This window comes from Porphyromonas sp. KLE 1280, assembly GCF_000700805.1.
Taxonomy (GTDB): domain Bacteria; phylum Bacteroidota; class Bacteroidia; order Bacteroidales; family Porphyromonadaceae; genus Porphyromonas; species Porphyromonas pasteri.
Genome location: NZ_KL362964.1, coordinates 266,039 through 276,733, shown reverse-complemented (window position 1 = coordinate 276,733; position 10,695 = coordinate 266,039). Strand labels below are relative to the sequence as shown.

The 10,695-nt window shown below is 52.2% G+C and carries 10 protein-coding genes and 1 rRNA gene; 10 read left to right on the top strand and 1 reads right to left on the bottom strand.

Annotated features, from left to right (window positions below):
• Window positions 1-190 (bottom strand): 16S ribosomal RNA (locus HMPREF1121_RS06350); the annotation flags it as partial.
• A 1,494-nt stretch (window positions 191-1,684) separates the two neighbouring features.
• On the opposite strand from HMPREF1121_RS06350, the gene HMPREF1121_RS06345 reads away from it, so the two are divergent.
• From HMPREF1121_RS06345 to HMPREF1121_RS06305, 10 genes are all read left to right on the top strand, one after another.
• Window positions 1,685-2,683: an adenine-specific methyltransferase EcoRI family protein gene (locus HMPREF1121_RS06345; RefSeq protein ID WP_044115393.1), complete on the top strand. Its 999-nt coding sequence runs from the start codon at window positions 1,685-1,687 to the stop codon at window positions 2,681-2,683.
• Between the two features lie 9 nt (window positions 2,684-2,692).
• Window positions 2,693-3,484, top strand: a complete 792-nt coding sequence (locus tag HMPREF1121_RS06340) for a DUF262 domain-containing protein (RefSeq protein ID WP_232223753.1) — start codon at window positions 2,693-2,695, stop codon at window positions 3,482-3,484.
• Window positions 3,450-3,827, top strand: a complete 378-nt coding sequence (locus HMPREF1121_RS08875; protein WP_232223752.1) for an HNH endonuclease — start codon at window positions 3,450-3,452, stop codon at window positions 3,825-3,827. The genes HMPREF1121_RS06340 and HMPREF1121_RS08875 overlap by 35 nt, the downstream gene beginning before the upstream one ends.
• Before the next feature lie 649 nt (window positions 3,828-4,476).
• Entirely contained in the window at window positions 4,477-4,773 is a 297-nt protein-coding gene (locus tag HMPREF1121_RS06335; protein WP_232223751.1) for a carboxypeptidase-like regulatory domain-containing protein, read from the top strand.
• A 24-nt stretch (window positions 4,774-4,797) separates the two neighbouring features.
• Entirely contained in the window at window positions 4,798-6,123 is a 1,326-nt protein-coding gene (locus tag HMPREF1121_RS06330; RefSeq protein WP_044115391.1) for a C10 family peptidase, read from the top strand.
• A 252-nt stretch (window positions 6,124-6,375) separates the two neighbouring features.
• Window positions 6,376-7,095 carry an energy transducer TonB gene (locus tag HMPREF1121_RS06325; protein WP_044115390.1) on the top strand — a complete coding sequence of 240 codons (720 nt, stop codon included), beginning with the start codon at window positions 6,376-6,378 and terminating at the stop codon, window positions 7,093-7,095.
• Between the two features lie 165 nt (window positions 7,096-7,260).
• Window positions 7,261-8,259: a polyprenyl synthetase family protein gene (locus tag HMPREF1121_RS06320; RefSeq protein WP_232223750.1), complete on the top strand. Its 999-nt coding sequence runs from the start codon at window positions 7,261-7,263 to the stop codon at window positions 8,257-8,259.
• 1 nt (window position 8,260) lies between these two features.
• Entirely contained in the window at window positions 8,261-9,040 is a 780-nt protein-coding gene (locus HMPREF1121_RS06315) for a TatD family hydrolase (RefSeq protein ID WP_044115387.1), read from the top strand.
• Window positions 9,041-9,053: 13 nt separating this feature from the next.
• Window positions 9,054-9,653, top strand: a complete 600-nt coding sequence (locus HMPREF1121_RS06310) for a nitroreductase family protein (protein WP_044115386.1) — start codon at window positions 9,054-9,056, stop codon at window positions 9,651-9,653.
• Between the two features lie 40 nt (window positions 9,654-9,693).
• Entirely contained in the window at window positions 9,694-10,686 is a 993-nt protein-coding gene (locus HMPREF1121_RS06305; RefSeq protein ID WP_052353632.1) for a M28 family peptidase, read from the top strand.
• The last annotated feature ends 9 nt before the right edge of the window (window positions 10,687-10,695 follow it).

Sequence of the window (10,695 nt, the reverse complement as noted above, 5' to 3'; positions counted from 1 at the left end):
AGAGTGTACGCGGTATTAGTCCGTCTTTCGACGGGTTATCCCCCTCTGTGAGGCAAGTTGCATACGCGTTACGCACCCGTGCGCCGGTCGCCATCAGTCTTAGCAAGCTAAGACCATGCTGCCCCTCGACTTGCATGTGTTAAGCCTATCGCTAGCGTTCATCCTGAGCCAGGATCAAACTCTTCATTGTCAATATTTTTATTGTACTTTGTTCTGCTTGTCTTGCTCTAAAAATGATTCTTGCTTCAGATTTATTAGTGTATCTCTACCTAAGTAAAGGTCGTAATTGACGGTTAGGTCTTCATTTCCCTAAACGTTTGTTACTACACTTCTGTTTGTCAATATCAATTATCTCAAAGATCTCTTAAAGTCAAACACCCCGCGTCACCGCTAGGCCGTTCGTTTCTTTTGCGAGTGCAAAGGTAAAGCAAAGTTTTCACTCCACCAAATCTTGAGTGAAACTTTTTCGTTACCACTCTTGATTTAAACCCTGTCATTCGCTGCTCGTCCGCCTGACTTGCGACTGCAAAGATACGGCAATAATACCTGTATTTCCAAATAGAGACTATCGCCGCGACTCCTGTCCTCTATTTATTCTGCTAAGGCATCGCACGCCCAACTCCCCGATATGCCCCTCCGAAGAGATACACAAGCCCTGCGCCTTATCGCGAGTATTCCTCTTATCGAGCGGAGGGAAAAGCATCGTTCTCGTGAAGAAAAAGTGCCTTCATGTAGTGGTTTTTCCGCATCTATGTACGTAGTCTTAAAGACCAGGCACGTAAACCCAAATATCCACGTACGTAGATATTAGATCCACGTACGTAGTCCAAACTTATCTTCCACTCGTCCATAACTTTTATCTCTATGCGGAGCAACAACCTAATAGAGGTCACTTTACAAAGCTATATAGCTTTCTTCGCCGTCCTATATAGCTCTACACACGCAACCATATATCTACATATGAGCTCCGCACGCTTACTTCTCCCCGCAAACACTATGCCTCGCGCGCGTACATTATATATTACAGGAGGAGGGCTGAGCATTAGTCCCTCTCCCACACGATCCGCATGCGACAGAAGCTCTGACTGTAACACCATCCCAAAGCCCTATAGAAAGACATGGTATCAACCTATATTAGTCTGTGAGTCGACCTATATTGATCATCGCGCGAACCTATATAGGTTGTTGATGCGACCTATATAGGTCAACCCAGCGACCAATATAGGTTCACATCACCCTCTATACGAAGGACTCGAAAACAACCCTATAAGAGACCACTTCCCCCTTCATTTAAGCAAGGGAAGCCCTGCGAAAAGTAGTAGCACACACACCTACTCCTCACACTCCGATGCAGTCCTCCTGCCATTGCGGAGGTATCCAATTATCCATACCTTTGTACTTGGAGTCGGGGAGAAGCGTCTGCCAATAGCACTCCATCTTTAGTACTAACATAGCGTTTGCTATTTATTCGGAAAGTACCTTCGAACCTAGGAAATTCTAAGCTACGTCGCTCGAATAAGTCAGTGAACGCCTGCGCATAGCGTAGGCGTGACTTATCTCTTGTGACGTGGGCTATTCCTAGGGCCTGAAGGTACGGAGAGAGGCGCGTCTACGCTTCTCTTTGTACCCAAGCCCTAAGTAGCCCACCCGAGAGATAGCCAGCGCCCAATCATGCTATGCGCTTATGGCAAACAAACAACTCTCTCAAGCCAAGAAGGGGAAGGAGGATGAATTCTACACCCAGCTGGAGGACATCGAGGCTGAGCTCAAGCACTATCGAGAGCACTTCGCAGGTAAGACGGTGCTCTGCAACTGTGACGATCCTCGGATGAGTAACTTCTTTTACTACTTCGTCCTAAACTTCCATTACCTCGGCCTCAAGAAGCTCATCACCACCTGCTACAAGAATCAAAATCCAGATCTCTTCTCTGTCAGTGCGACCGAGCAGGCGGTCTACCTCGTCTACGAGGGAGAAGATATCGGCATGCCACCTAACCCGAATATCGCTGGACTCGTGCATCCGCTGAAAGGGGATGGGGACTTCCGCAGTGAAGAGTGTATCGAGTTCCTCAAAGAAGCAGATATCGTCGTCACCAATCCCCCCTTCTCTCTCTTCCGTGAATACGTCGCTCAGCTGATTGAATACCAGAAGAAGTTTATCATCATCGGTAATATAAATGCCGTCACCTATAAGGAGATCTTCCCTTTCGTACAGAGTGAGCAGATCTGGCTAGGGCCAAGCATTCATAGCGGAGATAGAGAGTTTGAGATACCAAGCAGTTACCCCCTGGAAGCTGCGAGTTCCCGCATAGATGGTGACGGGCGAAAATTCATACGCATGAAGGGAGTACGTTGGTTTACCAACTTAGACTTTCCCCAACGTCACCAGGCACTTATCCTTCACAAGAAGTATAGCCCCAAGGAATACCCTCACTACGACAACTACGATGCGATCAACGTAGATAAGACCGCTGATATTCCCTGTGACTATGACGGAGTAATGGGTGTACCCATTACCTATCTGGACAAGCACAACCCCGATCAGTTCGAGATACTCGACGCGAATAACTTTATCATCGGGAATAGAGCTCCCCAAAAGCCCCATGGTCTAATCAAAGATAAGGATGGGAGTGTAGAAGGGCGAATCGTATACGCCCGCATACTTATCCGCAAACGCAAATAGCAAGAACCTATGAACATTCGACTCGTACACATTAAAGTCCGTGATCTATTCAACGGCTACAAAGACAATGGCGACAATGGTGTCGTCGCCTATGGAGGCAAGCTGGATGTACGCCCTGCCTACCAGCGCGAATTCGTCTACAAGCCTGAGCAACAGCAAGCGGTCATCAATACCCTTAGCAAGGGCTATCCGCTAAACGTCATGTACTGGGCTGATCACGGGAATGGGCACTATGAGCTAATAGATGGCCAGCAACGAACGCTATCTATCTGCACCTTCCTCAATGGGGACTTCTCCTGTGCTGGACTCTTTGGCATCAAGCAGCCTCAGGCATTCCACACGCTTCCAGAGGACCTAAGGGTGCAACTTCTTGACTACGAGCTCACCGTCTATATCTGCGATGGGACAGAGAGTGAGAAGCTCGAGTGGTTCAAGACCATCAATATCGCAGGCGAAGAGCTTACCGACCAAGAGCTACGCAATGCAGTCTATACAGGTCCCTGGGTATCAGATGCGAAGCGCTACTTCAGCAAGACGGGCTGTGCCGCTTACGGGCTTGGGAGTAAGTACCTCAAGGGAACAGCTAACCGACAGGACTACCTGGAGACCGTGATCTATTGGTATGGTGACCGAGAGAACCCCCAAACAGAGCATCGAGGAATGCATGATGAAGCACCAGCAGGATCCGAATGCCCAAGACCTTTGGGATTATTTTCGACGTGTCATCGAATGGGTCGAGGAGCTCTTCCCCATCTATCGCAAGGAGATGAAGGGGCTTCCCTGGGGGATCTACTACAATAGATACCACAAGAACACCTACAACCCAATAGCGCTGGAGCAGGAGGTTGCCTCCCTGATGGCTGATGATGATGTGACCAAAAAAAGTGGCATCTATAAGTACGTCCTGGAGAAGGCGATCGGGAACGACGACCCGAGCGTGCTCGGCATCCGCGCCTTCAGCGACAGCCAAAAGCGCACCGTCTACGAGCAGCAGGGCGGGATCTGCACCTGCTGTGGGAAGAAGTACAAGTACGAGGAGATGGAGGGCGACCACATCAAGCCTTGGAGCAAGGGCGGGAAGACCGAGATAGAGAATCTACAGATGCTTTGCCGAGACTGCAACCGCCGCAAGAGCAATAAGTAGCTACGGATAGAGGTAGACGGCACACGGCCTCTTTGCCTCCTTAGGCAAAGGAGTAGTCTACACCACTATACCATAATAATATAAGGGAGAGTCCCAGCCGAATGATCTGATAGCAGACATTCGGCTGGGGCTCTCCTCCTATTTATTCTCGGTATCACTCAGTACAAAGGTTTCTCACACGAGTGCCAGAAGTGGCGCAACGTGCGGTAGGACACGCACACCCTACATAAAGAAATTAAGTAAGTATCTCTATGAAAACGTACCATCTTACAGATAATTAAAAAGCTATAAAAGAGAAGCATAGCACCCCTAAAACGAGGTATTTATCAGCGGACTTGCATAGGAAAGAAAGATTGCTACCTTTGCTCATAGAGTCTGACATAGCACACAGACTGCCATGGAGCGAGGGAGATACGAGTACCACCTACCCTCACATCGACAGACTGCACTACCACCAGACCGCAGGAATGCTTGTGGCAAGCGGCCGCATATCCCTCTACAGAGGTCCTCATCTCGCAGTGGCACACACATCACATATCACACGTCACGTCTTTACCACAGCGAGATGACGACCGAGGAGTCATCACCCAAGGGTCACACTACCCCAGAGCAATCTAACATCCGTTTCACCCTAATCACCACAAGTCTAATGAGAAAGAGTTTACTCTTCGTCCTACTCCTCTGCATATCTATAGGAGTAGCGTGGGCTCAGAAAAAGCAAGTCACCGTCACCGGTGTCGTCATCGCGGCAGATGACAAGGAGCCCGTGGTCGCCGCATCCGTGACCTGCGTCGAGTTCCCCTCCCACGGGGTCTTGACCGACGTCAACGGGAAGTTCACACTCCGTCTCCCTGCCGAGGCTAAGACACTCAAGGTCTCCAGCATTGGCTACCTCCCCCAAACAGTAGCCATCACGGGGCAAGAGCTCAAGATCACATCATACTAACAAACAGATATAACAACATTCCCTATGAGAACTCTAAACTCCAAATACTACTTTAACATCTTAGTAGTAACAGCCCTATGGCTCCTGACCTCCTCTTGTAATCACAACGAGATACCAACCAAGCAAAGCGGCAAACATATTACTATAGGAACTCCAACCGAACGACTCTCGGAGGACGATGCCACACTGCAAGCTATAAACATATATGGAGCCATTTTCCATGGTAGCATGAGGTCGATAAGCACTCCTCCAGTCACTAATATCAAATACATCTCAAAGAGTACAGGACGAAGTACTTCTGGAAAGCCTATCTATGGAGCCTACATCGTAAGCTTCGGAGATAAACAGGGGTACGTTGTCCTCTCCGAAAATCCCAAGAGCAAGCACCCTATCCTCATGGCATGCTCACAGGGAAATCTAGACTTGAAGCACCCTCATGAGACCCCAGCTCTTCAGCCTATAGAAGAGGGCATCAACTTCTTGCTCGAAAAAGACAACGAACAAGATCCCGACGATGGCACACACTTCAGAGATAGCACTGGAAACATCGTTAACCCTGGAAGATACTACTCCGAATATGGTCCTTGGGAAGTCATTGAACAGCACGGACCTTTACTCTCTATCAACTTAGGGCAAAACTCACCTTACAACGCTCGACTAACTCCAATAGAAGGGAAGCTTCCTCCAACTGGATGTGTCGCAACAGCTGTAGCTGGAATTATGAGCTTCTACAAATATCCTCAGTTCAACTGGGATCTAATCACGGAGCAGCCTCGAGGAACCTATGCAGCGAGCGTACTTCCTCAGTTATTCCTTGATTTAGGTCGGCCTCATAATTTGGACATGAAATATGGGCCTAAAGTGAGCGGTGCATTCAGTACCAATGTCGTGCGAACCCTACAACATTATGGATATCAATGTAAGGGATTGATGCCATACAACTGGAAAGAAGTTAAATCCGAAATTAAGACCAAACACCCCGTATACATCGAGGCTTTTGCTTTTCGACATGACAAGAAAAGTTCTAAGTTCCTATTCTGGGGAGGAAACACAAAAACGACCTACAGTGGTGGACACGCGTGGGTTCTAGACGGGTATCGCGTTCTGAAACGCAAAGTATCTACTCATTGGATCATTGAGGGGGAGATCATCAACACCACAGTTAGATACGAGACAAGGGATTTAGTCTTTTGTAACCTAGGATGGGATGGTCTAGACAACGGATATTACCCAACAGAAATCTTTGACACCACACGTGGCCCAGAAATGAGAGGTCTATCGTCAGGCACTACTGGGAAGGAGGATTGCTATGCCTACAATATGAACGTAATAATGGGAATACGCAGGTAAGCAGAAACTTTCCGCAGCCCCCCGCACTAGCGCCCCCGTAGCTCTCTTGCTACGGGGGCGCTATACCTATATAAAATAGGAGTGCTTACCCTCTTCGACGAGCATTCACCACCCCTCAAGCGAAGCTCGCAGATAAATCTTTTGCCTACATATAGTATGTAGACGAATATATTCGTATATTTGTGGTCAAGAAAACAAGTGTACGCAACGTACAGGATCAACATCAACCACTAAAGATACAGTGTAAACGGTATGGAAATCAAGAAGTCACCAGAAGCTGACCTCGAGAAGGGCAAGGGGCTCTCGCTCCTACTGGGTCTCGTCGTAGCACTCTCCCTGACCTTCGTAAGCTTGGAGTGGCGTAGCTCTGTTGCCCAAGCAGGCAACCTTGATGGAGCTGGCAACAAGGCCGAAATGGAAGAAGCGCTCCTCGTCAAGGAAGAGCAGCCTGAGGATAAGCCTGAAGAGCCTAAGCCACAGGAGCAACCCCAGCAGACCGAGATCCAGCTACCTCAGGAATTCAAGGTCGTGGACAACAACGTCAAGGTCGATAAGCCCACCTTCGTCTCTGCCGATGAAGGTAAGGATCTTCCTCCCGTCAACATCCCCTTCGGCCCCAAGGATGTACCAGGCACGCCTACCGAAGAACTCTCTGACGAGCCCTTCGAAGTCGTAGAAGAGCAGCCAGAGTTCCCCGGTGGTATGAACGCCTTCCGTAAGTATCTGCAGGATCACCTCCGCTACCCAGAGAGCGCACAGGATGCAGGTATCCAGGGTAAGGTCATCGTCCGCTTCGTCGTAGAGCGTGACGGCTCAGCTACCGCTGTAGAAGTCTACAAGGGCGTAGACCCTGCACTCGACAAGGAAGCTGTCCGCGTGGTCAAGTCCATCCCAAAGTGGAAGCCAGGTAAGCAGCAGGGTAAGGCTGTACGTACGCGCTACGTCATCCCTATCGTCTTCTCTCTGCAGTAAGACCTCTTCACGCACTCCCCACGGAGGCGACACATACAGCTCGGGCAGATGCTCTCCACAGTGGAGCATCTGCCCGAGTTCCTTTTGCCCCAGACTCAGCGATGGGGCTTATTCGCTGGCTAAGTCGTATCTTTGTAAAAGGCACATCGCCGACAATAGCGTCTTATGACAATGTACCCCGACCAACAGAAGCTCAAGCTCATCCGTGAGGCCGTAGAGGAGCAGCTCGCAGCCCGCTCCCTTGGCACTCGCTCTCCCGAAGGGCTCTTTGCCCCCATCGACTACACCCTGCGTCTCGGAGGCAAGCGCATCCGCCCACTCTTGGCCTGCGCTGCAGCTGCCGCCTTCACCGAAGCCTGGCAGCCTGTCCTCCCCGTAGCTGTAGCCCTCGAGATCTTCCACAACTTCACGCTCCTTCATGACGACCTTATGGACCGCTCCCCACTTCGCCGTGGACAAGAGACGGTCTATCGTCGCTGGGGTGACAATACGGCTATCTTATCGGGTGATGCGATGAGTATCGAGGCTTATGCATCTCTTGCTGAGATTGCAGACAAGTCCCTACTTGCCGAGCTCCTTCCTCGCTTCAGCCAGATGGCCCTCGAGGTATGCGTCGGGCAGCAGTATGATATGGAGTTTGAGACTCGCTCCGAGGTCCGCGTCGAGGAGTACATGGAGATGATCCGCCTGAAGACCTCCGTACTACTCGGCTCGTCACTGGAGCTGGGCGCACTCGTCGGAGGCGCGACTGCAGAGCAAGCTCGCGCACTCTACGCTGTGGGCATCCAGCTGGGACTGGCCTTCCAGATCCAAGACGACCTACTAGACGTCTATGGCGATGAGAAGACCTTCGGTAAGCCTATCGGTGGTGACATCGTCAATGCTAAGAAGACCCTCCTTCTCCTATATACTTTAGAGCAGCTACAGGGCGAAGATCTCAAGCGTCTGCAAAAGATCTTGGCCTACACGCCCAAGGAGCGCCGAGCCTACATCGATGAGGTACGCGCACTCTACGATAAGGCTGGTACACGCCTCTATGCCGAGGCAGAGATCAAGCGCCTCACTACCAAAGCCTACCACGGAGTGGAGCAGCTTCCCCTCCGAGAAGAAGGACGCGAGCTCCTTCTCACCCTCTTCCATACCCTCTCCGGTCGCACGAAGTAGCATGCAGCTCATCGACAGCCACACACATATATACGGAGAGGAGTTCGACGAGGACCGTGACGAGATGCTCGCACGCGCCACAGAGGCTGGTGTAGGGCAGATGGTCCTACCTAATGTTGACGCAGCGAGCTATCCCCGCGTCCTTGATCTTTGCGCAGCACATCCCGAGCGACTTTTCCCTACCATTGGCCTGCACCCGACCTATGTCAAGGAGGACTACACCTCCCAGCTTGACTATATGGAGCGGGAGCTCTCGCAGCGTCCTCATGTAGCTATCGGCGAGATCGGGCTGGACTACTATTGGGACACGACCTATCAGCGGGAGCAAATCGAAGCCTTTGAGCGCCAGCTCCACTGGGCTGCTAAGCTTGATATCCCCGTGATCCTCCATATCCGCGAGGCCTTTGCTGATGCCTTCGAGACGCTACGTCGGGTAAATCTCCCACAGCTTCGCGGAGTCTTCCACAGCTTCACTGGCACACGAGAGGAGCTTGAGGAGGCACTGTCCTTCCCGTCCTTCTACGTCGGGATCAATGGCGTCGTGACGTTTAAGAACAGCACGCTCAAGGAGTACGTCGCCTCCATCCCCCTGGAGCGCCTCTTGCTGGAGACTGACGCTCCCTATCTTGCGCCTGTCCCCAAGCGAGGCAAGCGCAATGAACCGGCCTTCCTCCCCCACACGGCAAGCTTCGTAGCCAGCTGCTACGAGCTGACTGACGATACACTGACCACGAAGACCAGCGAGAATGCACGCCGGCTCTTCGCACTACCCAAATACTAAATCTCCACTATCTATGTCTTCGCTCATCGAGACTCTCATCAAGAAGGATCGCACCTACCGCCGCTTTGACGAATCGGTAGCCATTGACCGCCTGCAGATCCTCCGCTGGCTGGACGTCGTCCGCCAGACGCCATCATCACGCAATGTCCAGCCACTGAAGTATATCATCATCACGGACGAAGCCCTCTGTCATGAGATCACAGAGCTCCAGCACTGGGCTGCTATGCTCCCCGAGTGGGATGGTCCTGCTGTAGGTGAGCGTCCCCGTGCCTACCTTCTCCAGCTCATCGACACCGATATTGCTCCTGCTGCTCGCTTTGACGAAGGCATCCAACTCCAGACGCTGGGTCTGCTGGCTACAGATGCGGGCTATGGCGTCTGCATCTTCGCTGGTCACGGCAAGGGTGAGATCACACGCCGCCTGGATCTCCCCACGCACCTATCTATCAATGCGATCGTCGCTATCGGTAAGCCAGCCGAAGAGGTCATCCTTGAGGAAGCACGCAGCCCCGAGGACGTCCGCTACTGGCGCGACGAAGAAGGGCGCCATCACGTACCCAAGCGTCCCTTGAGCGAAATCATCATTGAGCCCAACAAGCCCTCGATCTTCTAAGGTCATCTCATATCCCTCCTCATCCAAGAGCAAGAAGATTATGCCTAAGTCCCCTCTTCTCTATCTCTTTATCGTAGGCCTCGGCGCAGCTCTCATCAGCTGTGGTGGCACGAAGAGCCAAGCACAGAGTGCCGACAGCACGGGCAGCGAAAGCGCCGAGAGACGCACTGCGGCTCCCTTCAGCGCTGACTCTGCCTACCAGTACATACAGCAGCAAGTAGCTTTTGGTGTGCGCACTCCTGGCAGTGAAGGTCACCGCGCGACAGCTGCCTGGATAGAGCAGAAGCTACGTCAGTGGGGCTATGAGGTGACCCTGCAGCGCTTCGAGGGGAAGGACCACTTCGGCAAGCAGGCGGCGGGAACGAATATCATCGCCACCCGCACTCCCGAGGGTACGGACCGCATCCTTCTCATGGCTCACTGGGATACCCGCCAAGTAGCTGACCACGACCCAGTCGTCCAGCGTCAGGGCGAACCCATTCAGGGCGCAGATGACGGAGCCAGTGGCGTCGCCGTCTTACTTGAGCTTGCACGCCAAGAGAGCCTAAACCCCTCGGGGAAGGCCCTGGACTTCGTCTTCTTTGACCTCGAAGATGGTGGTCAGAGCGAAGACGAAGACAGCTGGTGCCTCGGCTCACAATACTGGGCACAGCACCCCCACCAGAGTGACTACAAGGCTAAGTGGGGCATCCTCCTCGACATGGTCGGCTCCCAAGGTGCCCGCTTCTACTGGGAGGGACTCTCGCGAGAATATGCCCGTCCCCTACTCTCCGCCCTCTGGCAGACCGCAGCCCAGCTTGGCTGGGGCGACTACTTCGTCCAGGCTAATGGCGGACAGATGACCGATGACCACGGCCCCGTGATCCGCTATCGTGGCATCCCTTGCGTGGACATCATCAACTTCGCCCCCAATAGAGCCACGGGCTTTGGGGCTCATTGGCACACCTCAGCAGACAACATGAACGTCATCCATATGGAGACCCTGCGTGCTGTCGGCGAGACCGTAGCCACCACGATCCGAGAGGACATCTAATCACTTCAC

Coding starts and splice junctions, on each gene's coding strand:
- HMPREF1121_RS06345 (WP_044115393.1), top strand. CDS start 1,685: ATGGCAAACAAACAACTCTCTCAAGCCAAGAAGGGGAAGGAGGATGAA.
- HMPREF1121_RS06340 (WP_232223753.1), top strand. CDS start 2,693: ATGAACATTCGACTCGTACACATTAAAGTCCGTGATCTATTCAACGGC.
- HMPREF1121_RS08875 (WP_232223752.1), top strand. CDS start 3,450: ATGAAGGGGCTTCCCTGGGGGATCTACTACAATAGATACCACAAGAAC.
- HMPREF1121_RS06335 (WP_232223751.1), top strand. CDS start 4,477: ATGAGAAAGAGTTTACTCTTCGTCCTACTCCTCTGCATATCTATAGGA.
- HMPREF1121_RS06330 (WP_044115391.1), top strand. CDS start 4,798: ATGAGAACTCTAAACTCCAAATACTACTTTAACATCTTAGTAGTAACA.
- HMPREF1121_RS06325 (WP_044115390.1), top strand. CDS start 6,376: ATGGAAATCAAGAAGTCACCAGAAGCTGACCTCGAGAAGGGCAAGGGG.
- HMPREF1121_RS06320 (WP_232223750.1), top strand. CDS start 7,261: ATGACAATGTACCCCGACCAACAGAAGCTCAAGCTCATCCGTGAGGCC.
- HMPREF1121_RS06315 (WP_044115387.1), top strand. CDS start 8,261: ATGCAGCTCATCGACAGCCACACACATATATACGGAGAGGAGTTCGAC.
- HMPREF1121_RS06310 (WP_044115386.1), top strand. CDS start 9,054: ATGTCTTCGCTCATCGAGACTCTCATCAAGAAGGATCGCACCTACCGC.
- HMPREF1121_RS06305 (WP_052353632.1), top strand. CDS start 9,694: ATGCCTAAGTCCCCTCTTCTCTATCTCTTTATCGTAGGCCTCGGCGCA.